21 protein-coding genes are annotated in these 23968 nt (G+C 67.5%); 11 read left to right on the plus strand and 10 right to left on the minus strand.

Features of this window, described 5'->3' with window-relative positions:
* Window positions 1–64: 64 nt before the first annotated feature.
* The 6 genes from G3A50_RS09545 to G3A50_RS09570 all read right to left on the minus strand — a co-directional run bounded on the left by G3A50_RS09545 (window position 65) and on the right by G3A50_RS09570 (window position 5677).
* Window positions 65–2071 carry a MacB family efflux pump subunit gene (locus G3A50_RS09545; protein WP_163075021.1) on the minus strand — a complete coding sequence of 669 codons (2007 nt, stop codon included), beginning with the start codon at window positions 2069–2071 and terminating at the stop codon, window positions 65–67.
* 9 nt (window positions 2072–2080) lie between these two features.
* Complete coding sequence (locus G3A50_RS09550; RefSeq protein WP_163075022.1) at window positions 2081–3271, minus strand: efflux RND transporter periplasmic adaptor subunit; 1191 nt, start codon at window positions 3269–3271, stop codon at window positions 2081–2083.
* A 120-nt stretch (window positions 3272–3391) separates the two neighbouring features.
* A complete protein-coding gene (locus G3A50_RS09555) occupies window positions 3392–3586 on the minus strand; it encodes a hypothetical protein (protein ID WP_163075023.1) in 195 nt (64 codons plus the stop codon).
* A gap of 117 nt (window positions 3587–3703) precedes the next feature.
* A complete protein-coding gene (locus G3A50_RS09560; protein ID WP_163075024.1) occupies window positions 3704–4609 on the minus strand; it encodes a S49 family peptidase in 906 nt (301 codons plus the stop codon).
* Between the two features lie 60 nt (window positions 4610–4669).
* A complete protein-coding gene (locus tag G3A50_RS09565; RefSeq protein ID WP_246252303.1) occupies window positions 4670–5440 on the minus strand; it encodes a tRNA1(Val) (adenine(37)-N6)-methyltransferase in 771 nt (256 codons plus the stop codon).
* Between the two features lie 12 nt (window positions 5441–5452).
* On the minus strand, window positions 5453–5677 hold the full coding sequence (locus tag G3A50_RS09570) for a putative signal transducing protein (RefSeq protein ID WP_163075025.1): 225 nt from the start codon (window positions 5675–5677) through the stop codon (window positions 5453–5455).
* A gap of 215 nt (window positions 5678–5892) precedes the next feature.
* Between G3A50_RS09570 and G3A50_RS09575 the strand changes: the two genes are divergently transcribed.
* Window positions 5893–6915: a polyprenyl synthetase family protein gene (locus tag G3A50_RS09575; RefSeq protein ID WP_163075026.1), complete on the plus strand. Its 1023-nt coding sequence runs from the start codon at window positions 5893–5895 to the stop codon at window positions 6913–6915.
* Between the two features lie 27 nt (window positions 6916–6942).
* On the opposite strand, the gene G3A50_RS09580 is transcribed toward G3A50_RS09575, so the two are convergent.
* Window positions 6943–7266, minus strand: coding sequence for a YnfA family protein (locus G3A50_RS09580; protein WP_163075027.1), 324 nt, complete (start codon window positions 7264–7266; stop codon window positions 6943–6945).
* Window positions 7267–7294: 28 nt separating this feature from the next.
* Entirely contained in the window at window positions 7295–8203 is a 909-nt protein-coding gene (locus tag G3A50_RS09585; protein WP_163075028.1) for a 4-(cytidine 5'-diphospho)-2-C-methyl-D-erythritol kinase, read from the minus strand.
* Between the two features lie 233 nt (window positions 8204–8436).
* Here G3A50_RS09585 and rimP point away from each other — a divergent pair, with 233 nt between their 5' ends.
* From rimP to pnp, 8 genes are all read left to right on the plus strand, one after another.
* Window positions 8437–9264: a ribosome maturation factor RimP gene (gene rimP, locus G3A50_RS09590; protein ID WP_163075029.1), complete on the plus strand. Its 828-nt coding sequence runs from the start codon at window positions 8437–8439 to the stop codon at window positions 9262–9264.
* Window positions 9264–10877 carry a transcription termination factor NusA gene (nusA, locus tag G3A50_RS09595; RefSeq protein WP_163075030.1) on the plus strand — a complete coding sequence of 538 codons (1614 nt, stop codon included), beginning with the start codon at window positions 9264–9266 and terminating at the stop codon, window positions 10875–10877. Before rimP ends, nusA begins: the two co-directional genes overlap by 1 nt.
* Window positions 10878–10951: 74 nt before the next feature.
* Window positions 10952–11632: an RNA-binding protein gene (locus tag G3A50_RS09600; protein ID WP_281355846.1), complete on the plus strand. Its 681-nt coding sequence runs from the start codon at window positions 10952–10954 to the stop codon at window positions 11630–11632.
* Window positions 11633–11696: 64 nt separating this feature from the next.
* Window positions 11697–14453: a translation initiation factor IF-2 gene (gene infB / locus G3A50_RS09605; protein ID WP_163075032.1), complete on the plus strand. Its 2757-nt coding sequence runs from the start codon at window positions 11697–11699 to the stop codon at window positions 14451–14453.
* Window positions 14454–14600: 147 nt separating this feature from the next.
* On the plus strand, window positions 14601–15038 hold the full coding sequence (gene rbfA / locus G3A50_RS09610) for a 30S ribosome-binding factor RbfA (protein ID WP_163075033.1): 438 nt from the start codon (window positions 14601–14603) through the stop codon (window positions 15036–15038).
* A complete protein-coding gene (truB, locus tag G3A50_RS09615) occupies window positions 15035–16123 on the plus strand; it encodes a tRNA pseudouridine(55) synthase TruB (protein ID WP_425483461.1) in 1089 nt (362 codons plus the stop codon). Before rbfA ends, truB begins: the two co-directional genes overlap by 4 nt.
* A gap of 272 nt (window positions 16124–16395) precedes the next feature.
* Entirely contained in the window at window positions 16396–16665 is a 270-nt protein-coding gene (gene rpsO / locus G3A50_RS09620; protein ID WP_163075034.1) for a 30S ribosomal protein S15, read from the plus strand.
* Between the two features lie 251 nt (window positions 16666–16916).
* Window positions 16917–19070: a polyribonucleotide nucleotidyltransferase gene (gene pnp / locus G3A50_RS09625; protein ID WP_163075035.1), complete on the plus strand. Its 2154-nt coding sequence runs from the start codon at window positions 16917–16919 to the stop codon at window positions 19068–19070.
* 129 nt (window positions 19071–19199) lie between these two features.
* Here pnp and G3A50_RS09630 read toward each other — a convergent pair whose 3' ends face one another.
* The gene (locus tag G3A50_RS09630) at window positions 19200–19841 is read right to left on the minus strand and encodes a glutathione S-transferase (protein ID WP_281355855.1); all 642 of its coding nucleotides are present in this window, start codon (window positions 19839–19841) and stop codon (window positions 19200–19202) included.
* Between the two features lie 453 nt (window positions 19842–20294).
* Between G3A50_RS09630 and G3A50_RS09635 the strand changes: the two genes are divergently transcribed.
* Both G3A50_RS09635 and G3A50_RS09640 read left to right on the plus strand, forming a co-directional pair.
* Window positions 20295–21521 carry a polyhydroxyalkanoate depolymerase gene (locus G3A50_RS09635; protein ID WP_163077491.1) on the plus strand — a complete coding sequence of 409 codons (1227 nt, stop codon included), beginning with the start codon at window positions 20295–20297 and terminating at the stop codon, window positions 21519–21521.
* Window positions 21522–21656: 135 nt separating this feature from the next.
* Window positions 21657–23084, plus strand: a complete 1428-nt coding sequence (locus tag G3A50_RS09640; RefSeq protein WP_163075037.1) for a homospermidine synthase — start codon at window positions 21657–21659, stop codon at window positions 23082–23084.
* A gap of 80 nt (window positions 23085–23164) precedes the next feature.
* On the opposite strand, the gene G3A50_RS09645 is transcribed toward G3A50_RS09640, so the two are convergent.
* Entirely contained in the window at window positions 23165–23935 is a 771-nt protein-coding gene (locus G3A50_RS09645) for an SDR family NAD(P)-dependent oxidoreductase (protein ID WP_163075038.1), read from the minus strand.
* Between the last annotated feature and the right edge of the window lie 33 nt (window positions 23936–23968).

The raw sequence follows: 23968 nt of genomic DNA on the forward strand, positions 1-23968 counted from the left end.
TCACGGCAAGGGCCGAAGGGACGTAGAGCGCCCCCTGCGATGGCGAGGCTGAATGGTCCGCCGCCTATTCATAGGCCAGCGCCACCACCGGATCGAGGCCTGCCGCCTTGCGGGCGGGCAGGTAGCCGAAGACGAGGCCGGTGAGGAAGGCGCAGCCGAAGGCCAGAAGCGGAGGCATCAACGACAGCGCAATGGAGACGCCCATCGCTTCCAGTCCAAGTGCGGTGCCGATCCCGAGCGCGACGCCGGCAATCCCGCCAACAGAACACACCACCAGCGCCTCGGTGTTGAACTGAAGCATGATGTTGCTCATGCGTGCGCCGGTCGCCATGCGGATGCCGATCTCACGGGTACGCTCGGTCACGCTGACCAGCATGATGTTCATCACCCCGATGCCGGCCACCAGCAGCGAGATCGCAGCGACGCAGCCCAGCACGAGCGTGAGCGTGTTCTGGGTCTCGGTTGCGGTTTCAAGGAACTGTGAGGTGTTGCGCACCTGGAAGTCCTGGGTCTGGTGGCGCTGGGTGAGGAGGCGGGTCACCTCCTGCTCGACGGCGGGAATGTCGTCGGCATTCTCGACCTTCACGGTGATCGAGTTGAGGAAGCGGCGGCCGAAAACCCGCACGAATCCGGTGGAGGCGGGGATCAGCGCGGCATCGTCCTGATCCTGGCCGAAGGCGTTGGCGCCACGCGCCGAGAGCACACCAATCACCTCATAGGGCACGTTCTTCACCAGCACATAGTGCCCGACGGCCTCATCGTCGCCGAACAGATTGGTCGCCACCGTCTGGCCCAGCACGATCACCGGCGCATAGGCCCTGACATCCTCCTCGGTGAACATCACCCCGCGGGCGATCGGCCAGTCCCGCGCGGCGAGATAGTCGGCGCTGGTTCCTGTCACCGAGGTATAATAATCCTCGGCTCCGAAGCGCAGCGTGTAGCGGCCCGTGCGCTCGGGCGCGACCGCGCTGATGCCCGGTATCGCCTTCAGCGCTTCCGCGTCCTCCGGCAGCAAGGTCGCGTTATCGCCGGAGGAGCGTATGCCCGGCGCACCCGGACGCACGATCAGCAGGTTGGTCCCGATCTGCGCGATGCGCTCCAGCACCTGCGCCTTGCCGCCATCCCCCACCGCCAGCATGGTGATCACTGAGGCGACACCGATCACGATGCCCAGCAGCGTCAGCGCGGTGCGGAAGACGGAGCTGTGCATGGAGGCGAACGCCATGCGCACCGCTTCGGCGAGATCGGGCAGGAAGCGCGCCAGACCATGCCGGCGCGGCGCGCGCGTGGCCGGCAGTGCCGGGCGGGTGGGCTCCGGCATGCGACGCTCGTCGGCCACGATGCACCCGTCCTGAAAGCGCACGATGCGCCGGGCATGGTCGGCCACGTCAGGATCATGGGTGATGAGAATGACCGTGTGGCCCTCCCGGTTCAGTTCTTTCAGCAGGGCCAGCACATCCTCGCCGCTGCGCGTATCGAGCGCGCCGGTCGGCTCGTCCGCGAGGATCACCGGCGCCGCGTTCATCAGCGCGCGGGCAATGGAGACCCGCTGCTGCTGCCCACCGGAAAGCTGGCCCGGCCGGTGCTCGGTGCGCTCGCCCAGCCCCAGGCGCTCCAGAAGCAGGTGCGAACGCTCGAACCGTTCTTCATACGGTGCGCCGGCATAGATCGCCGGAATCTCGACATTCTCCGCCGCAGTCAGGCTGGGCAACAGGTTGTAGCGCTGGAACACGAAGCCGAAGGTCGAGCAGCGCAGGCCCGCCAGCGCGTCGGCGTCGAGCGCCGACACATCCACCCCGTCGACCCGGTAGGTTCCCGAGGACGGGCGGTCGAGGCAGCCGACGATGTTCATCAGCGTCGACTTGCCGGAACCCGACTGTCCCATGATGGCGACGAACTCGCCGGGCTGAATGGCCAGCGACACACGGTCCAGCGCGCGCACCACACTCTCCCCATTGGGGTAGATGCGGCTGACGTCAATGAGCTCGATGATCGGGCGCGTCCCGGCCTCGGATGCCTCCTGCGGCACTTCCTGGCCTGACCTGTCCTCCTGAAAGGTCGCCTCGTCCATGGCGTGTCCTCAGCCCAGACGTGGCGGCATGCGCGGGCGCCCGGCCGGAGCCGCGGCGCCAGCCGCCACGCCGGTAATAACCGTGTCGCCCGGCGCCAGCCCCTCAATGACCTGCGTCACGGTGCGGTTCGACAGCCCGGTTTTGATGGTGCGCTCCTGCGGCCCGGTGGCGGTAAGCACACGCACGGTGGAGATGCCCCCGCGGCCCCGGCGGATCGCCTGTGTCGGCACCAGCGGCACGCCCTTCGCCTCGCCGAGGCGGAAGAACACCTGCGCGGTCATGTCGGTCATCAGCATCAGGTCTTCATTGGGCACATCGATCAGCACATTGTAGAGCACGACATCATTGACGATGGTCGGGGTCGGCTCGATCTGGCGCACCTCGCCGCGCCAGCGCCGGTCCGGCAGGCCGAGCGTGGAGAAATAAACGGGCGTTCCAAGGGTGATCTTGGGAATGTCGCCTTCCGCCACCTGCGCGGTCACTGTCATGGTCTGGAGGTCGGCGATGCGCAGCACGATGGGCGCGCTCTGGTTGGCGTTTAGCGTCGAGCCTTCGCGGGCGGTGATCGACACCACCGTGCCGTCCATGGGCGCGTAGATCTTGGTGTAGCCGAGATTGGCGAGATCCCCGTCCAGCGTGGCCTGGGTCTGGGCGATCTGGGCCTTCAGCGCGTCGATCTTGGCCGTCGAGATACGCATCGTCGCTTCGGCGGCGTCGGCGGCATCGCGGCTGCCGGACTGGCGCACGAGAAGGTCCTGCGCCCGCTCGTTGCGTAGTTTGTCGAGAGTGAGCTGGGCATCGGCCTGGGCCAGCTGGGCGCGCAGATTGTCCAGGCTGGCGCGGTCGCCGGCGACCCGGGTCTGATAGACCGTCGGGTCGATCTCGGCGAGAAGATCGTCCTTCTTCACCACCGCGCCAACATCGGGATGGATGGTGCGAAGCTGACCGGAGACCTGTGTGCCAACATCGACATAGTTCTTCGGCTGCATCTTGGCGATGGCCGTGACCGTGGTCTCGATGTCGCCGAGCTCGACCTGCGCGGTCTGGTACTGCGGGGCCGGCGCGTGGGCCGTTGTGGTGTAATAGTAGTATCCGCCGCCCGCCGCGAGTGCCGCCAGCAGCACGAATACCGGCCAGCGGCGCCGGCGACGTCGCTTTGACGCGGAAGCGGTCCAGCCGCTCTCGGATTTCTGGAGCATAGCGCGCCCGTCCCTAGCAATACCCAAGACGGGATAGCCCGATATGCACGGCGTACAAAATGAATTCGCGGTAATGATCGGCCGGCCTACGGCACTGGAATCATTCCAGAAATACCACTTTCAATGCTCGCCGGGATGGTACTCGCCGGTCAGCGGATCACGGCGCAGGCTGGGACGGGCATCGTCACGCACCGCCTCTTCCTCACGACGGGAGGCGTCGAGCTCGGCATTGACGCGGCGCGCCTCCTTGGCGAGCAGCTTCACCAGCGCAGCGGCGCTGAAGGCGCCAAGGGCAAGCACGAAAACCGGCGGCATCCGACGCATTCCTTCCCGAAGGTCTCAGGTCACGTTCACACGAGGCATCAGTCCGCACTCATCACCCGCAGCTTTGGCAAAATCGTGCCCGTCGCGCACCTTTACTGGAAACGGGGTTCAAAGACCGTAGCGGCTCCACAGGGCGCGCTCCTGCGCGGCACCGATGAGATTGTCGGTGACGCCGGCGCCAATCTGCGAGGCCAGCCCGCCGCCCGCACCATCGATCGCGGTAATGCCCGGCAGGCGACGCCCGAACAATCCGCTGCGCGGCTCGATCAGCGGTGTCTGCACCTTGTCGCCATAGCGCGCCCGCAGAAAGCCGCGCAGATCGCCGATGGCGTCGACAAGGCCAAGTTCCTGCGCATGGGTGGCGGACCAGAACTCGCCGGAGAACAGCGTCTCGCTATCCCCGCTCAGCACATCGGCACGGCGCTGGCGCACCAGCCCGGTGAAGCTGTCGTGTATTTCCTTCTGCAGCGCCTTCAGGCGCTCGATATCCTCGGCCTTCTCCGGCTGGAAGGGATCAAGCATCACCTTGCGCTCGCCGGCGGTATAGACGCGGCGGTCGACCCCGATCTTGTCCAGCACACGATCGAATCCGAACCCGGCGCTGACAACGCCGATCGATCCGACGATGGAAAACGGGTCGGCGATGATCTCGTCGGCGGCACAGGCCAGCATGTAGCCGCCCGAGGCCGCGACATCCTCCACAAACGCGATGACGGGCAGTTCCTTCTCTTCCGCCAGCAGGCGTATGCGGCGGTAGATGAGATGGGACTGCGCCGGCGCGCCGCCGGGCGAATTGATCGCCAGCGCCACCGCCTTGGCGCCCTTCACCGCGAAGGCGCGGTCGAGGGCCTTCGAAATCCCGGAAAGAGTGAGCCCCGGCCGCAGCGGGCTCGACAGCCCGATGGCCCCATTGAGCCGGACCACCGGCACCACCGGGGTCCCGGCGCGCATCCGCGCCGGCAGGAGGGGATCGACAAGGCGGCGCAGCGGAGCGAAGAAGGATTCTGTTGCCATGCCCACACACATAGGCGTCGCACTGCTCCGGCTCAAGCGGCGCGCAGCACGGTGCCCGCCTTAGTGCTCGTCCAGCCCGCCGCCGCCACGCAGCAGGCGTTCGGCCTCCGGGGTGGGACGACCCTGCGTGTCGGCGAGCACAAGGCCGGGAAGAATCGCCGGCGGCGTGCGCCGGCCCTTTATCGCGCTCACCAGCACCCGGATCGCCGGCGTGTCCGGACGCCCATGGACCGGGCGGATGGACACGGCGCCAGCGCGCCGGTGCAGCAACTCAATCAGCGTGCCGATCGCCTCCGGACGGTGAATCAGCCGCAGCTCGCCGCTGGCCTCCAGAAGCCGGTCCGCGGCGCGCAGCCACGCCTCCATGCTGTCATCCTCGGCGCTGTGCGCGCGGGCACGCCCGGCGCGGGGCGAGATGCGGTGCCGCGCGGGGTCGTTGAAGGGCGGGTTCATCAGCACCAGATCGGCCCCTCCCGCCAGCGGAACAGGCGGGCCTGAAGGGCGGGCGAGGGTCGCGACGTCGGCGGTGACGACTTGGACGCGCTCCGCCATGTCCGGGTCCTGGCGCCCGGCGTTGCGCGCCGCCAGCGCGGCGATGGCGGGATCGATCTCGACCAGGGTGACACGTGCCAGCGGCAGGCGCAGCGCAACCGCGAGGCCCGCCGTACCGACCCCGGCGCCAAGATCGACGACCCGGCGGGCGCCGGGCGGCACACTGGCCGCGAGCAGCACCGCATCATGCCCGGCCCTGTGCCCGCGTGCCGGCTGCAACAGGTGCAGGCGGCCCCCGATCAGGGCGTCGTCGGTGATCTCCTGGTCCGGCGGCGTCACCGTGGGCACCGCTCAATCGCCCGCCAGCGCGGGACCGAACCCGGCCTCGCACAACAGGGAGCGGGCACGCCCGATCATGTCTTCCTCCACCAGCAGACGCCGGGGCAGCAGGCCGATCGAGCCCTCGAGGACGCTCATATGCTCGTCGAGCACCACATGGCCGATCCGCGCGCTATCCAGAAGCGCGCCGATGGCGGAAAGCAGGACGACATCATTGGTTCGAAGCAGTTCGCGCATCGCGCCATCCTGACACGAGTGGAGCCCCGCGCCCATCGGGTGCGTCGCCCGCGTGTGTCCAAGTCATTTCCCAACCGCCAAGATTGCGCTATTGGCCATGAGGGGCAGCACGCTGAAATCGGAATTCGCAAGGAGTTTCCGTCGCGTTCCACTCTTGCCGTGGGTCCCCCCCGCTTCATATGTTGCGGGTGCATCGTCAGATACGGAACCTGCTCGTGGCCGTTGTTCTTCCTTTTGATCCCTCTGCGGACGTTTCCGCCGAGCCTTCGCTCGAGGGTATCGTCTCCCTGGTCCGCGCCGACATGGAACGCGTGAACACGCTGATCCTGTCGCGCACAGGTTCTGACGTGGCGATGATTCCGGAAGTGGCGACCCACCTCATTTCCTCGGGCGGCAAGCGGCTGCGGCCGATGCTCACCCTGGCGACCGCCGATCTCTCGGGCTACCAGGGCGAGGGCGACGTCAAGCTCGCCGCCTCGGTGGAGTTCATGCACACCGCCACGCTGCTGCACGACGATGTGGTCGACGACAGCGAGATGCGGCGCGGCAAGCTCGCCGCGCGCATGCTGTGGGGCAACGAGGCGAGCGTTCTCGTCGGCGACTTCCTGCTCGGTCAGGCCTTCCGCATGATGATCGAGGTCGGCTCGATGCACGCGCTCGACATCCTTTCCACCGCTGCGGTGGTGATCGCCGAGGGCGAGGTCGCCCAGCTCGCCGCTTCCAAGAACACCGCGACCAGCGAGGACGACTATCTCGCCGTCATCCGTGGCAAGACCGCCGAGCTGTTCGCCGCCGCCTGCGAGGTCGGCCCTGTGCTTGCCGACCGGCCGAAGGTGGAGCAGTCCGCCTGCCGCAGCTACGGCATGAATCTGGGTATCGCCTTCCAGCTCATCGACGACGCGCTCGACTATGGCGGCTCTCAGGTCAAGCTGGGCAAGAATGTCGGCGACGATTTCCGCGAGGGCAAGATCACGCTCCCCGTGCTGCTCGCCTTCCGTCGCGGCAACGAGCAGGAGCGCAATTTCTGGCGCCGCTGCCTTGAGGAAGGCGAGATCAAGGACGGCGATCTCGAACACGCGATGGAGCTTCTCGCCAGCCACAAATCGCTGACCGCGACCGTGGACCGGGCCATCCATTACGGCGCCATGGCCAAGGATGCCCTCGGCCTGTTTCCGGACGGCACCGCCAAGCGCGCGCTGCTCGACACGGTCGAGTTCTGCATTTCGCGGGCGCGCTAGCCCTCGATCCCGCGGCGGCGTGAACCTTCAGCCGCGCGGGCCGAACACCACGATCGCGGCTCCGATCAGGCAGACCGCGCCACCGAGAAAGTCCCAGCGATCCGGGCGGAACCCTTCCACCGCCCACAGCCAGCACAGCGACGCGGCGATATAGACCCCGCCATAGGCGGCGAAGGCGCGACCGGCCGCGCTCGCATCAACCTGCGTCAGCAGCGCGGCAAAGGCGATCAGGCTGACGAGGCCCGGCGCCAGCCACAGCGCGCTTACGCCCTCGCGCGCCACCGCCCAGAAGGCGAAGCAGCCGGCAATTTCGGCGAAGGCCGCAAGCACAAAGAAAATCGGTGTTCGCACAGGTCCTGCCTTCTGCCGGAGGGCGCCCTCAGCCCAGCACGGTGGACTTCACCCACCAGCCGGGATGCGCGGCGGCGACGATCCTGGCCGCACGCGCCGCCCCGTGGCAATCGTCGAACAACGCGAACATCGTCGCCCCGGAGCCCGACATGCGCACCAGCCGCACCTCAGGCGCGGCCCGAAGCGCGGCGTCGACCTGATCCAGCACCGGTGCCAGCACCCGGGCGGGCGCCTCGAGATCATTCGGTTCGCGGCGCAGAAAAGCCAGGAGTTCGCGCTGCCCACCCGGCGGGGGCAGGTTCGGCGTGCCCACGCGGGCACCCGGGGTGAGGCCAAGCGCCTTGAACACCGCACTTGTCGCGACAGGAACGCGGGGATTGACCAGCACGGCGCCGAAACGAGGAAGCGCGAGCGGCATGATCTCCTCGCCGCGCCCCGCCATGAGGCAGGACCTGCTGGCAAGACATGCCGGCACATCGGACCCGGTGGCGAGCGCCGCCGCGAACAGGCGCGGATCGTCCAGGCCCATCGCGTTGGCGCGCGCCAGCAGCCGCAGCGCCGCGCCAGCGTCGGCCGAGCCTCCGCCGATACCCGCCGCGACCGGCAACCGTTTGTCGAGAATGAAGCGGCCCGTGACCAGCCCCGGCACGCGGGCACCGAGTTCCCGCGCGGCGCGCAGCACGAGATTGTCCGCCTCGCCCATCAGCGCCGCCCGGACCGGACCGGACAGAACCAGTTCGAGCCGCGGGCCCGGCATCAGCTCCAGGCGATCGCCCACCCCGGCGAAAGCCACCACGCTCGCGAGTTCGTGATAGCCGTCGTCCCGGCGCCCGACGACCCGCAGCGACAGGTTGACCTTGGCCGGCGCGCGTTCGCGCAGCGGCGGTGTCTCGACGGGCATGAGGTCTGGATCCATCGCGGCGACAGGTCGGAACATGTCTGCGCTTATGCTCCGGCGGCACGGAGCCGGCAAGGCGGGCCCGCGCGGAGAGGTCGCTCTGGCGCCCTAAGGGGCCGCGCCGAGAGCGAACTTGCACGCCGGGGCGGTTTGGCTGTATAAGCCTTTGTCATCCAATTATCTCTAGCGGCTGAATGGTCGGTTGAGAGTGGGTTCCTCTGCCGGGACCCGCTCTTTTTGCATTGCGGACCAGGCCGGTCCGGACAGGACGAATGAGCGAACAGGAAGCACACGCAGCTGACGCCGGCGTTCCGGCAGTAAGCGTCGAATCGCGCCTCGACGAGCCGCGCCTCGTGACCGAGTCGGGTCCCGCCGCGCGTGTCGCCGGCATTATCGGCCCCGTGCTCCAGGGCCTGGGCTTCCGGCTGGTACGGGTGCGGATTTCCGGCGGAGAAAATCTCACCCTGCAGATCATGGCCGAGCGGCCCGACGGCTCCTTCGGCATCGACGAATGCGAGGCCGCGAGCCGCGCCATCTCGCCGGTGCTGGACGTCGAGGACCCGATTTCCGGCGCCTACAATCTGGAAATGTCCTCGCCGGGCATTGATCGGCCGCTGGTGCGCATCAGCGATTTCGAGCGCTGGGCGGGCCACGACGTAAAGATTGAGATGGCCGTGCCGCTTGACGGGCGCAAGCGCTTTCGCGGCATCCTCGTCGGCTCCAGGGGCAGTTCTGCGGTGATCCGGGTGCCGGACGCCCCTGCGGACACGCCCGACACCTTCGCCCTGCCCATCGCCGATATCGGCGAGGCCCGCCTGGTGATGACCGACGCGCTGATCCGCGAGGCGCTGCGTCGTGACAAGGCGTTGCGCGAAGGCGCGGGTATCGACGAAGCCGACATCGACACCGCCGATCTCGGCGACACGCCCGAAGAGGGCGAGGACGCCGACGGGAATGTCGCCGTCCGCATCGTGCCACCGAAGAAGATGCCGATTCGCGGCAAGCAGAAGGCCAAGGCCATGCTGAAGCCCAAGGGCGCCGCGAAGCCCGGCAACAAATCCAACGCCAAACGCAAGTCCCATGCGAAGGAGATGCACTGATGGCCGTGGTCAGCGCCAACCGGCTCGAACTGCTGCAGATCGCCGATGCGGTCGCGCGGGAGAAATCGATCGACCGGAGCATCGTCATAGCCGCCATGGAGGACGCGATCGCCAAGGCGGCGCGATCGCGTTATGGCGCCGAGACCGACATCCATGCCGAGATCAATCCGCGCACCGGCGAGCTGCGTCTCGCCCGCCACTTGCTGGTGGTTGACCAGGTCGAGAACTCGGCGACCGAGATCGACATCATCGGCGCGCGCCGGCTGAACCCGGCGGCGCAGTCCGGCGATTCCATCGCCGACACCCTGCCCCCGTTCGACTTCGGCCGTATCGCCGCCCAGTCGGCCAAGCAGGTCATCGTGCAGAAGGTGCGCGAGGCCGAGCGCGACCGTCAGTATGACGAGTACAAGGACCGCATCGGCGAGGTCATCAACGGCGCGGTCAAGCGCGTCGAATACGGCAACGTGGTTGTCGACCTCGGCCGCGGCGAAGCCTCGCTGCGCCGCGACGAGCTGCTGCCGCGCGAAGTGTTCAAGGTCGGCGACCGCATCCGCGCCTACGTCTATGACGTGCGCCGCGAGCCGCGCGGACCGCAGATCTTCCTCTCGCGCACCCATCCGCAGTTCATGGCGAAGCTGTTCGCGCAGGAAGTGCCGGAAATCTACGACGGCATCGTCGAGATCAAGGCGGTCGCCCGCGACCCCGGTTCGCGCGCCAAGATTGCGGTGTCCTCGCGTGATTCCTCGGTGGATCCGGTCGGCGCCTGCGTCGGCATGCGCGGCTCGCGCGTGCAGGCCGTCGTGAACGAGCTGCAGGGCGAGAAGATCGACATCATCCCCTGGTCGTCCGACTTCGCGACCTTCATCGTCAACGCCCTCGCCCCCGCCGAAGTGGTCAAGGTCGTGCTGGATGAGGACCGTGAGCGTATTGAAGTCGTGGTTCCCGATGCCCAGCTAAGTCTGGCGATCGGCCGCCGCGGCCAGAATGTGCGCCTCGCCTCGCAGCTTACGGGTTGGGACATCGACATCCTCACCGAGGCCGAGGAAAGCGAGCGGCGTCAGAAGGAATTCGCCGAGCGCAGCAAGATGTTCGCCGAAGCGCTCGATCTCGATGAGATGATGGGCCAGCTTCTGGCCTCCGAGGGCTTCGCGACCCTGGAAGAGCTGGCCTATGTGCCGCTTGCCGAGCTCGCGAGCATCGAAGGTTTCGACGAGGACACGGCGCAGGAGCTGCAGAACCGCGCCCTCGGCCATCTGGCGCAGGTCGAAGCCGATCTCGACGCGCGCCGCCTCGAACTCGGCGTCGAGGACGAACTGCGTGACGTGCCGGGCGTGACCTCGCCGATGCTGGTGGCGTTCGGTGAGAACGACATCAAGACGGTCGAGGACCTTGCCGGCTGCGCGACCGACGATCTGACCGGCTGGTCCGAGCGCCGGGATGGCGAAGTGGTTCGCACCCCCGGCGCGCTGGAGGGCTTCCAGCTCTCCCGCGAGGATGCCGAGGCCATGATCATGCAGGCCCGCGTCAAGGCGGGCTGGATCGACGCTTCCGAGCTGGAGACGGCCGAGGCGGAAGAAGTTGAAGCCGAGGTGGAAGGCGAAGACAACGTCTGACGCCCGGCCGAAAAGACAGGAAGGACGGAGCGACCGTGCAGGATCAAGCGGCTGAAACGGACACGACTGCGGACGTGACCAGCGCTGCGGGTTCCCTCGCCACTCCGCCTGAGGAAACCGACGCCGGACCGATTTCGGCCCGGCGCGAGCCTGATCACGAGCCGGAGCGCTTGTGCATCGCCAGCCGAACCGTTCGTCCGGCTTCCGCGATGATCCGCTTCGTCGTCGCGCCCGACGGGCAGGTGGTGCCGGACATTGCCGGACGTCTGCCCGGGCGCGGGGCCTGGGTCAGTGCCGACCGCTCGGCGCTCGCCGAGGCCTTGAAACGCAAGGCCTTCGGCCGTGCCTTTCGCGGAAAGGGCAGGACCGATCCGGCCCTGCCGGAGCTGGTTGACCAGCTCCTGGAGAAAGATGTGCTCGCCGCTCTCGGCCTCGCCAACAAGGCGGGACAGGTGGTGACGGGCTATATGAAGGTCGCCGATGCCCTCGACGGCAATCGCAAGGGCGCCCCTGTGGGCGTTCTCGTGCACGCAAGCGAGGCCGGCGCGGACGGTGTCGCCAAGATCGACGCGCAGGCCCGCAAGGCCCTCGCGCTGACAGGACGGGAAATCGTCCGAATACACAGTTTGCCGGGACCACAATTGGACTTGGCGCTGGGGCGGGCAAATGTGGTACATGCTGCGCTGCTCGCGCATCCGACGAGCGCGAGGTTTCTTGCGCGTGTGAGAAGACTCGAAGGCTGGCGCGCTTCGTAAGCAAGCTGGCGGATGAATGCACGCATCCCGGTATGAGACGGGGATGCCGAGGAACGGATACCGAATGACCGATACGAAGAACCCGGGCGAGAAGACGATGAGCGGTGGCCAGGGTGCTGGCCAGGGGGGCAAGACCCTCACGCTCAAGCGACCTGTCGAGCAGGGCGTCGTCCGCCAGAGCTTCAGCCATGGACGGTCCAAGTCCGTCGTGGTGGAGAAGGTGAAGCGCCGCGTTGTCGGCCCGGGCGACAAGCCCGAGGCTCACGCGGCCGCACCCTCCTCCGCGCCGGCATCCGCCCCGCCTGCCGCTCCCACCGCGCGCCCTGCTTCGAGCAGCGCGCCGGCTCGCCCCACGCAGCGCACCCAGCCCTCGCCGAGCGCCAATCTTTCGGCGCCGCGGCCAGCGCCGCAGCAGACCCCGCGCCCCGGTGGCGTGGTTCTGCGCTCGCTGACCGAGGAAGAAGCACGCGCACGCACCGCCGCGCTTCAGGACGCCCGCGTCCGTGAAGCCGAGGAGCGCAAGCGCGCCGAGGAAGAAGCGGTTCGCCGCGCCGAGCGCGAGGCACGCGAAAAGATCGAGCGCGAGGCCGCCGAGGCCCGCAAGCGCGAGGAAGACGCACGCCGCGCCTTCGACGAGGAAGCCAAGCGCAAGTCCGAGCAGGAAGCCCGCAAGCGCTTCGGCGACGACCGTTCCTCGTCCGCATCCACCACCTCCGCTCCCGCCGGCAATGCCGCCGCGCCGCAGGCCGCTGCGCCTTCGGCCCCGACCGCCGATGCGCCGGGTGCTCCCCGTGTGGCCCGGCCGCGCGGACCGGGCGGCATGGCCGCGGAAGAGGAAGAGCGTCGTCCCGTGCGTCGCGGTCCTGGTGGCGCGCCTGCGCGTCCCGTCCCGCCGCCGCAGAAGCCCACCCGCCCCACCGGCGGCGAAAAGAACCGTGGCCGCCTCACCCTGGTGACCGCGCAGTCCGGACAGGACGAGCGCCAGCGTTCGGTGGCCTCGTTCCGCCGCCGTACCCAGCGCATGAGCGGCCATCGTCAGGTCGAGGCGAAGGAAAAGATCTCCCGCGAGGTGATCGTTCCCGAGACCATTTCGATCCAGGAGCTCGCCAATCGTATGGCCGAGCGCGCGGTCGACGTGATCCGTCTGCTGATGAAGCAGGGCCAGATGGTGAAGATCACCGACGTGATCGATGCCGATACGGCCCAGCTCCTCGCCGAGGAACTCGGCCACACGGTTCGCCGTGTCGCCGAATCCGACGTCGAGGAGGGCCTGTTCGACGTGCCGGATGCGCCCGAGAACCTCGTGCCGCGCCCCCCGGTCGTCACCATCATGGGCCATGTCGACCACGGCAAGACGTCGCTGCTCGACGCCCTGCGCTCGGCCAATGTCGTGTCCGGCGAAGCCGGCGGCATTACCCAGCACATCGGTGCCTATCAGGTGACCTCGCCGCTCGGCGGCAAGATCACCTTCATCGACACGCCCGGCCACGCCGCGTTCACCGCCATGCGCGCCCGTGGCGCCAAGGTGACGGACATCGTCGTGCTGGTGGTGGCCGCCGATGACGGCGTCATGCCGCAGACCATCGAGGCCATCAATCATGCGCGCGCCGCCAAGGTGCCGCTGATCGTGGCGATCAACAAGATCGACAAGCCCGATGCCAAGCCCGAGCGCGTGCGCAGCGAACTGCTGCAGTACGAGGTGCAGGTCGAAAGCATGGGCGGCGATACGCTCGAGGTCGAGGTGTCGGCGAAGGCCCATACCAATCTCGACAAGCTGCTCGAACTGATCACCCTTCAGTCGGAGCTGCTCGATCTCAAGGCCGACCCCGAGCGCGATGCCGAAGGCACCGTGATCGAGGCCAAGCTGGATCGCGGTCGTGGTCCCGTGGCGACCGTGCTGGTTCAGCGCGGCACGCTGCGTGTCGGCGATATCGTGGTGGCCGGTGCGGAAATGGGCCGCGTGCGCGCGCTCATCTCCGACAAGGGCACCCAGCTCGCCTCCGCCGAGCCGTCCATGCCGGTCGAGGTGCTCGGCTTCAACGGCACGCCGGAGGCGGGCGATCGTCTCGCGGTGGTGGAAAACGAAGCCCGTGCCCGCGAGATCACGGACTACCGCAAGAACCAGAAGCGCGAGAAGGCTGCGGCCCGCTCCGCCACGGTTCGCGGCTCGCTGGAACAGATGATGAGCCAGGCCAAGACGGCCGGGCGGAAGGAATTCCCGCTCATCATCAAGGGCGACGTGTCGGGTTCGGTCGAGGCCATCATGACCTCGCTGGAGAAGCTCGGCACCGACGAGGTGCAGGCCCGGATCATCCATTCCGGTGCTGGCGGCGTGAATGAAAGCGATGTGACCCTGGCCGAGACGGCCGGTGCCGCGATCATCGCGTTCAACGTGCGCGCCAACAAGGAAGCCCGCGATGCGGCCGATCGTGCCGGCATCGAGATCCGCTACTACAACATCATCTACGACCTGGTGGATGATGTTAAGGCGGCGATGGGCGGCCTGCTGGCCCCGATCAACCGCGAGACCATGCTCGGCAACGCCTTGATCAAGGAGATCTTCGCGGTCTCCAAGGTCGGCAAGGTCGCCGGCTGCCTGGTTACCGACGGCACCGTCGAACGCGGCCAGCATGTCCGCCTGATCCGCGACAATGTCGTGATCCACGAAGGCAAGCTCGCCACGCTCAACCGCTTCAAGGATGCGGTCAACGTGGTGCAGGCCGGCCAGGAGTGCGGCATGTCCTTCGAGAACTACCAGGACATGCGCGCGGGCGACGTCATCGAGTGCTACCGCGTCGAGGTCGTGCAGCGCACGCTCTGATCCATCACGCCCTCCGTACGCGGGGGGCGTTCGCGCCCATTCCGGCGCGTGTATCCGCGGGAGCAAACGGTCCAAACCCGTTCGCTCCGGTCGAAGGCGGCCCCTCCGCTCCGGTTCGCCGGCGGGGGCCATGAAGGTTTGTACATTATGAAGAACAAAGCGAGCTCGGGCGCAGGCCCGAGCCAGCGCCAGTTGCGCGTCGGCGAACTCGTGCGCCATGCACTCGCTGACGTCCTCGCACGCGGCGACCTGCAGGACCCCGCGCTTTCCGCCGTGCTCATCACGGTGCCGGAAGTGCGCATGAGCCCCGACCTCAAGATCGCGACCTGCTTCGTCATGCCGCTCGGCGGCAAGGACCCGAAGGCGGCGATTGCAGCGCTGGCGGACAATGCCCGCCCGCTGCGCGGCGAGATCGCCCGGCGCGTCGAACTCAAATACGTCCCCGAGCTGCGCTTCCGCATCGATACCTCGTTCGAGGAAGGCGCGCGGATCGACGCGCTGCTGCGCTCGCCGGTCGTGGTCCGCGACCTGGAAGCCGATGAGAGCGAGGCCGACGCCACCAACGACAAGGAAGACGAGGCATGAGTGCGCCGATGACCGAGGCCCCCGTGACCGACGCCGATCTCACCGATGCAGGCGTGGCTGATGGTGGCATGGCTGACGCCGGAATGAACGATGCCGGCGGCGCCGGCGCCACCCACGACGGCGGCGAGCGTCCGCGCGAGGGCCGCGGGCCGCGCAAGGATCGTGGCCCCCGCCGCCCCAAGCGGGACGTCGACGGCTGGGTGCTGCTCGACAAGCCGGTCGGCATGACCTCGACCCAGGCGGTCGGGGCGGTGAAGTGGCTGTTCTCGGCCAAGAAGGCCGGCCATGCCGGCACGCTGGACCCGCTCGCCTCGGGCTGCCTTCCGATCGCGCTCGGCGAAGCCACCAAAACGGTCCCCTTCGTCATGGATGGGCGCAAGGTCTACCGTTTCACGGTGCGCTGGGGTGTCCAGACCGACACCGACGACAGCGAGGGCCAGCCGGTCGAGACCTCCGACATCCGGCCCGACAAGGCCGCGATCGAGGCCATTCTCGACAGTTTCCGTGGCGAGATCGAGCAGGTTCCCCCGGCCTATTCAGCGCTGAAGATCAATGGCGAGCGCGCCTATGACCTCGCACGCGAAGGCGTGCAGGTGGAACTGGCCGCCCGCCCCATCGTCATTCACAGCCTGGAACTGATCGAGCAACCCGACGCCGACCACGCCGTGTTCGAGGCCGAATGCGGCAAGGGCACCTATGTGCGCTCGCTCGCCCGCGACATGGGCCGCATGCTTGGCGCGCGCGGCCATATCTCGGCGCTGCGCCGGACCCGCGTCGGCACCTTCGCCGAGGAAGAACTGGTGCCGCTCGACACGCTGCGCGCGCGTCATGAGGAACTCGGCGGGGTCGCCCCGATCGAGTCGCTGCGCCCGGTCGATATCGGCCTCGACAGCCTGCCCGCGCTCAAGGTGAGCCCGGCGGACGCCGCCCGGCTCGGGCGCGGCCAGTCGATCATCCTGCGCGGGCGCGACGCGCCGATCCTGGAAGGCCCCGTTGCTATCACCGCCGGTGGGCGCCTCGTGGCGCTCGGCGAGGCCGAGGGCGCGGAGATCTTCCCCAAGCGCATCTTCCATCCCGCGAAATGATGGCGTGACCGGCGGCGCCGAACTCGGCGCCGCCGGTTATGCTGCAAAAGGCGCTCGGCGCACATCACGCTAGCCAGACTGGCGTTTTCGTGTATGTTGCGCGCGCGTTGCGGACCTCATGTCCGCGCGAACCGCAGGCTTTCGACCGCGCTGGACGACATCCCGGCCCGGCCGATCTGCGGAACCGGCGAGGCGATTTGCGGACATGGCACAGCCTGCCTGTCCCGAGACGCGCCCGCCATTTCACCATGCCAACCCGAAAGGACACTCCGATGTCGATCACTGCCGAGCGCAAGCAGGCGCTCATCACCGAATACGCCACCAAGCCGGGTGATACCGGTTCGGCGGAAGTGCAGGTCGCGATCCTCACCGAGCGGATCTCCAACCTGACCGGCCATTTCAAGACCCACGCCAAGGACAACCATTCCCGGCGCGGTCTGCTCAAGCTGGTGTCCCAGCGTCGCGGCCTCCTCGACTATCTGAAGAAGACCGAGGAAGCCCGCTACAAGTCCCTGATCCAGCGGCTGGGCATCCGCCGCTGATGTTTCGGCGGGCCCGGCGTCACCCGACGTCGGGCCCGTCTCGTTCTGTGCGGCGCCGGGAAACGCTCCGGGCGCCGGCCGCGTAAAGACAGCGGCGGGCATGGGGCTCGCCACGACCGATGAGAAGCGGCGTGCCATGGCAGGATCGCCGGAGATTTGGGTTCGTTGAGCCGCTCCCCCGGGAGCGCGCTGCCGCCCGAAGCTCTCGCCGTCTTGCCCATGGCTCCCGCTTCAGAAAGCCAGAGATAGACATGTTCGATATCCACCGCGAGGAACTCGATTGGGGTGGGCGCACGCTCGTCCTCGAGACCGGCCGCATGGCGCGCCAGGCTGATGGCGCCGTGCTCGCGACCTATGGCGACACCACCGTGCTCGCCACCGCCGTTTCCGCCAAGGCGCCGAAGCCCGGGCAGGACTTCTTCCCGCTGACGGTGAACTACCAGGAAAAGGCCTATGCCGCGGGTCGCATTCCCGGTGGCTTCTTCAAGCGTGAAGGCCGTCCGAGCGAGAAGGAGACGCTTGTCTCCCGCCTGATCGACCGCCCGATCCGCCCGCTCTTCGCCGATGGCTACAAGAACGATACCCAGGTCGTCGTCACCGTGCTCTCGCACGATCTTGAGAACGATCCCGACATCGTCGCCATGGTCGGCGCCTCCGCCGCGCTCACCCTTTCCGGCGTGCCCTTCATGGGCCCGATCGGTGGTGCCCGGGTCGGTTTCATCGACAATGAATATGTGCTGAACCCGACCAGCGACGAGATCAAGGAATCCGCCCTCGACCTCGTGGTCGCCGGCACCTCGGACGCCGTGCTCATGGTCGAATCGGAAGCCAAGGAGCTTTCCGAGGAAGTCATGCTCGGCGCGGTCATGTTCGGCCACCGCCACTTCCAGCCGGTGATCGAGGCCATCATCCGCCTCGCCGAGAAGGCTGCCAAGGAGCCGCGCGACTTCAGCGCTCCCGACCATTCCGCGCTTGAGACCGAGCTGCGCGGCATGATCGAGTCCGACCTGCGCGACGCCTACAAGATCGCCCGCAAGCAGGACCGCTATGACGCGGTCGGCGCTGCCAAGGCGAAGGCGAAGGCCCATTACGCCGCCCTCGCCGCCGAAGGCAAGGACGTGCCGGACGCCCAGGTGCTGGGTGAAGTGCTGAAGGGTCTCGAAGCCAAGATCGTGCGCTGGACCATCCTCGACGAGGGCGTGCGCATCGACGGCCGCGACACCAAGACCGTCCGCCCGATCGTGGCCGAAGCCAGCGTGCTGCCGCGCGCCCACGGCTCGGCGCTGTTCACCCGCGGCGAGACGCAGGCCCTCGTGGTCGCGACCCTCGGCACCGGCGAGGACGAGCAGTTCATCGACAGCCTGGAAGGCACCTACAAGGAGCGCTTCCTGCTGCACTACAACTTCCCGCCCTTCTCGGTCGGCGAGACCGGCCGCATGGGTTCGCCCGGCCGCCGCGAAATCGGCCACGGCAAGCTCGCCTGGCGCGCCATCCGCCCGATCCTGCCGCCCGCGCATGAGTTCCCCTACACGCTGCGCGCGGTCTCCGAGATCCTGGAATCGAACGGCTCGTCTTCGATGGCGACCGTTTGCGGCACCTCGCTGGCGCTGATGGACGCGGGCGTTCCCCTGCGCCGTCCGGTCGCCGGCATCGCCATGGGCCTGATTCTGGAAGGCGAGAAGTTCGCCGTGCTCTCCGACATCCTCGGCGACGAGGATCACCTCGGCGACATGGACTTCAAGGTGGCCGGCACTGATAAGGGCGTCACCGCCCTGCAGATGGACATCAAGATCGCCGGCATCACCGAGGAGATCATGAAGGTCGCCCTCGGCCAGGCGAAGGATGGCCGTGCGCACATTCTTGGCGAGATGGCCAAGGCGCTGACCGGCGCCCGCGCCGAGCTGGGCGAGCATGCCCCGCGCATCGAGGTGATCCAGATCCCGGTCGACAAGATCCGTGAAGTGATCGGGTCGGGCGGCAAGGTGATCCGCGAGATCGTCGAGAAGACCGGTGCCAAGATCAACATCGAGGACGACGGCACCGTGAAGGTGGCCTCGGCGTCCGGCGAGTCGATCAAGGCGGCGCTGAACTGGATCAAGTCGATCGCTTCCGAGCCGGAAGTCGGCCAGATCTATGAAGGCACCGTGGTCAAGGTCGTCGATTTCGGCGCCTTCGTGAACTTCTTCGGCGCCAAGGACGGCCTCGTGCACGTCTCGCAGCTGGCCAAGGAGCGCGTGGCCAAGCCCTCCGACGTCGTCAAGGAAGGCGACAAGGTGCGGGTGAAGCTGCTCGGCTTCGACGAGCGCGGCAAGACCCGCCTGTCGATGAAGGTCGTCGACCAGGAGACCGGCGAGGATCTCGAAGCCAAGGGCAAGGACGAGCCCGAGGCCGGCGCCGCCGAGTGATCGGTGAAATCCTGATCGGTCTTCCGATCCGGAAATTAAGAAACGGGGCGCTTCAGGCGCCCCGTTTTCGTTTGCGGTCCATCCCCTTGCGGGAGAGGGCGCGCATCCGGCGCCGCCCGCGCCGGCCTGTCAGAACTCGACGTCGAGTTCTTCCATCTCGTCGGGCTCCTCCAGCGCGGCACGGGTCCATTCCTGCATCGCCGGAAGGGCCAGCATGGTCGCGCAATAGGCCTTGGTCGGCGCGTCGAGCTTTACGTCATAGGTCGTGAAGCGCGAGCACACGGGGGCGTACATCGCGTCCGCCAGAGTGGGCGCGGCGCCGAAGAGATACGGACCGCCATAGGTCTCGAGGCACGCGCGCCAGATGACGAGGATGCGCTCGATATCCGCCTGAGCCCCGGTCCACACCTTGAAGCCGTCATGGCGCGCCTTGATGTTCATCGGCAGCGCCGAGCGCAGATTGGCAAAGCCGGAGTGCATCTCGCCCGAGATCGAGCGGCAATGCGCGCGTGCTGCGCGGTCCTTGGGCAGAAGCCCCGCCTCTGGCTTCAATTCGTGCAGATATTCGGCAATGGCGAGCGTGTCCCAGATGCGCATGCCGTCATGATCGAGGCGGGGCACCAGGAAGGACGAGGACTGCAGCAGCAGCTCGGCCCGGATATCGGGATCGTCGGCCGATACCCGCGCCTCCTCGATCTCCAGCCCGGCGAGCCGGCACATCAGGAAGCCACGCAGCGACCATGAGGAATAGTTCTTGCTACTCAGGGTCAGAACCGCCGGCCGCGCCGCTGCTTTTGCCCCGGAATCGGCTTTCGCGGCGGGTTTGCCGGCCGGGCGCTTAGCAGCAGGGACCTTGGCCGCGGGGCCTTTCGCGACCTTGGTCCGGGTGGCGGCTTTCGTCCCCGAACCGGACGTGGCTTTGGTTTGGGAGGTCGGGGGAGGCATGAGCGGGACGTCCTGTCTGGGTAAAGCGATGATCATCGGCCGTCCGGGAGCAATCACTATTCGTGCCACCCCGTACAGAGCCAGCGACCGGGCGACGGCTCACCGGTAGCCGGCGCAGATTTTTACTGCATAAGACGCGCCGTTCGTCGTATCGTTTGCGCCGCACAATTGAATGCATGTGACCGTCGGAGACGCTGTCAGCCTGTTCCTCATGTCGCCTCATACGTCACTTCGCCCGTTGCGTCCCGCCGCCCAAACCGCCGGATGAGCCCTTCGCGTATGATCTATGCCGCCTACCAGGCTCAGGCCGACCTGCTCGAACCGATGCGCGCCGCCGCGCGGATGTCGCGACGTATGCTGGGCACCGCCATGAGCGGCTTCGGCGGATACGGCGACACCGCGTTCCTGCGCAACCTCTCCGCGACCTTCGAGATGATCGAGCGCGCCGGCCTCAGCCATGCGCGCCCCGCCTTCGGGATCGACAGCGTCATGGTCGGCAATCGCGAGGTCGAGGTGACCGAGGAGGTCGCGCTCGATCTGCCTTTCGGCTCGCTGCTCCATTTCAAGAAGGACATCGACCAGCCGCAGCCGCGCCTTCTGGTCGTGGCGCCGCTGTCGGGTCATTTCGCGACCCTGCTGCTCGACACGGTCAAGACCCTGCTGCCGGAGAATGACGTCTACATCACCGACTGGGCGAATGCCCGCGACGTGCCTCTGGACGCCGGCCGTTTCGGCTTCGACGACTACGTCACCCATGTGATCCGCTTTCTGGAGGCGATCGGCCCCGGCGCGCACGCGCTTGCCGTGTGCCAGCCCTGCGTGCAGGTGCTCGCGGCCGCCGCCGTCATGGCGCAGCGGGACAATCCGGCCACGCCCCATTCCATCACCCTCATGGCCGGGCCGGTGGATACCCGGATCAACCCGACCAAGGTGAACGAGCTCGCCATGTCCAAGCCGCTGGACTGGTTTGAGAAGAATCTCATCGGCACCGTCCCGCCCGGCTTTCCGGGCGTAGGGCGTCAGGTCTATCCCGGCTTCATCCAGGTCAGCGCCTTCCTGGCGATGAATCTCGACCGCCACGTGAAGGCCCATGTCGAGCTGTTCGAGAACCTCTCCATGGGCGAGCACGACAAGGCCACCACCGCCAAGAGCTTCTACGACGAGTATTTCGCCGTGCTGGATCTCGCCGCCGAGTTTTACCTCGAAACCATCCGCATCGTATTTCAGGAGCACGATCTGCCGCGCGGCGTGCTGACCTATGAGGGCGACCGGATCGACTTCCGGGCCGTCCGGCGCACCTCTCTGCTCACCGTCGAGGGCGAGCGCGACGACATCTGCGCGGTGGGCCAGACCGTGGCGGCGCAGGATATCTGCTCCAGCCTGCGTCCCCATCGCAAGCGCCACCATCTGCAGCCCGGTGTCGGCCATTACGGGGTCTTCAGCGGCCGGCGCTGGCGCGGCCAGGTCTACCCGCTGGTGCGCAACCACATTCTCTCGTCGGATTGAGCCGGGCGGCGGCCTCTCGCGCGCGGCCCTCGGAAGCGATTGTCACCTGCGCGTCACCATTGACGCGGCAGGCTGCACTGCCCATGGTGCGCCCTCTTTGAAAAAGCACCATTCCTTGAAGGAGGTTCGCCAAGAATGTCGGTCTGGCCGGTCTACGGAAAAATCGAAGGTCCCATCGTGATGATCGGCTTTGGCTCGATCGGTCGCGGCACGCTTCCCCTGCTCGAGCGGCATTTCGACTTCGACAAGGACCGCCTCACTGTCATCGATCCGGTGGACACCGACCGCGCGCTGCTCGACGAGCGCGGCGTGAACTTCCTGCAGCAGGCGATCACCAAGGAAAATTACCGCGAGGTTCTCACCCCGCTGCTCAGCACCGGCGGGCGCGGCTTCGTCGTCAACCTGTCGGTCGACACCTCCTCGGTCGCGATCATGGAGCTGGCCCGCGAGCTCGGCGCGCTCTATGTCGACACCGTCATCGAGCCTTGGCTGGGCTTCTATTTCGACAAGGACGCCGGCCCCGGCGAGCGCACCAATTACGCGCTGCGCGAAACCCTGCTCGCCGCCAAGCGCGCCAATCCGGGCGGGCCGACGGCTGTGTCCTGCTGCGGCGCCAATCCCGGCATGGTGTCCTGGTTCGTGAAGCAGGCGCTGGTGAACGTCGCCACCGAAATCGGCCTCGCCTTCGAGGAGCCGACCACCCGCGAGGGCTGGGCGAAGCTGATGAAGGATGCCGGCGTGAAGGGCATCCACATCGCCGAGCGCGACACCCAGCGCGCCCGCGATCCCAAGCCGATGGGCATGTTCGTCAACACCTGGTCGGTGGAAGGCTTCGTTTCCGAGGGCCAGCAGCCGGCGGAGCTGGGCTGGGGCACGCACGAGACCTGGAAGCCGGACAATGCGCGCGGCTTCGACAAGGGCTGCGGCGCGGCGATCTACCTGCTCCAGCCCGGCGCCAACACCCGCGTGCGCTCGTGGTGCCCGACGCCGGGCCCGCAATATGGCTTCCTCGTCACCCATAACGAGTCGATCTCGATCGCGGACTTCTTCACCGTGCGCGAAGGCGACAAGGTGGTGTACCGGCCGACCTGTCACTACGCCTATCATCCCGCCAACGACGCCGTGCTCTCGCTGAGCGAGATGTTCGGCGCGGCCGGCAAGTTCCAGGAGCGCTGGAAGATCCTCGACGAGCACGAGATCGTCGACGGCGCCGACGAACTCGGGGTTCTGCTCTACGGCCACGCCAAGAACGCGTACTGGTTCGGCTCGCAGCTCACGATCGAAGAGACGCGCAAGCTTGCCCCCTACCAGAACGCCACCGGCCTTCAGGTCTCCTCGGCCGTGCTGGCAGGCATGGTGTGGGCGCTGGAGAACCCGGAAGCGGGGATCGTCGAGGCCGACGAGATGGACTACAAGCGCTGCCTCCAGGTGCAGAAGCCCTATCTCGGCCCGGTGAAGGGCTACTACACCGACTGGACCCCGCTGAACGACCGCCCCGGCCTGTTCGCCGAGGACCTCGACACCAGCGATCCCTGGCAGTTCCGCAACATACTGGTGCGCTAGAGCCTCGCCGGCTCATCCCGCATCGGCCGCACACACCATCATGGCCGGGCACGTCCCGGCCATTTTCCTTGCACGCCGCGTCAGTTCATCCACAGCCCGCCGGTGACGTTGATCGCCTGCCCGGTCATGTAGGCCGACTCGTCCGAGGCGAGGAAGGCGACGACGCGGGCGATGTCGTCGGGTTCGCCCACGCGGCCGACGGGAATCTGCGATTCGCGCTCCTTGGCGGTCAGCAGGCCCTGCTCGCGGGACATCCGGTCGGCGTCCTCCCTCATCTTGGTGCCGACAATCGTGCCGGGGCAGACCGCGTTCACGGTCACGCCGAGGGCGGCGACCTCGGCGGCGAGCGCCTGGGTGAAGCCGATGACCGCCGCCTTCGAGGCGCTGTAGGCGGCATAGTTCGGCTTGCCGATCTTCCCAAACCAGGACGCGGTGTTGATGATGCGCCCGGCGCGCCGTTCCATCATCGCCGGCAGGACCGCCTTGGCGATGTGCAGCACGCCGTCGGTGTTGATGCGGAACACGCGCTGCCACTGGGCGATGTCGAGATCCACCACCTTGCCGACGCCGACGATGGCGGCATTGCTGGACGCGATGTCGATCGCGCCGAGTGCGCCGCGCACCGTTTCCACCGCCGCCAGCACGCTGGCATAGTCGCCGACATCGGTGGTCAGCGCGACGGCGCGGCGGCCCAGCGCCTCGACCCTATGCGCGGTCTCTTCCGCCCCGGCGGCGTCGACGTCGAGAATGGCAACGTCGCAGCCTTCTTCCGCGAGGCGGGTGGCGATGCGCCGGCCGATGCCGATGGCGCCGCCGGTGACGAGAGCCACACGTCCGTCAAGATTGTACATGGCCGGTTTCCGTTCGAAGAAGGGTGGCCGGCC

Origin of the sequence: Ancylobacter pratisalsi (assembly GCF_010669125.1) — a bacterium.
GTDB lineage: Bacteria > Pseudomonadota > Alphaproteobacteria > Rhizobiales > Xanthobacteraceae > Ancylobacter > Ancylobacter pratisalsi.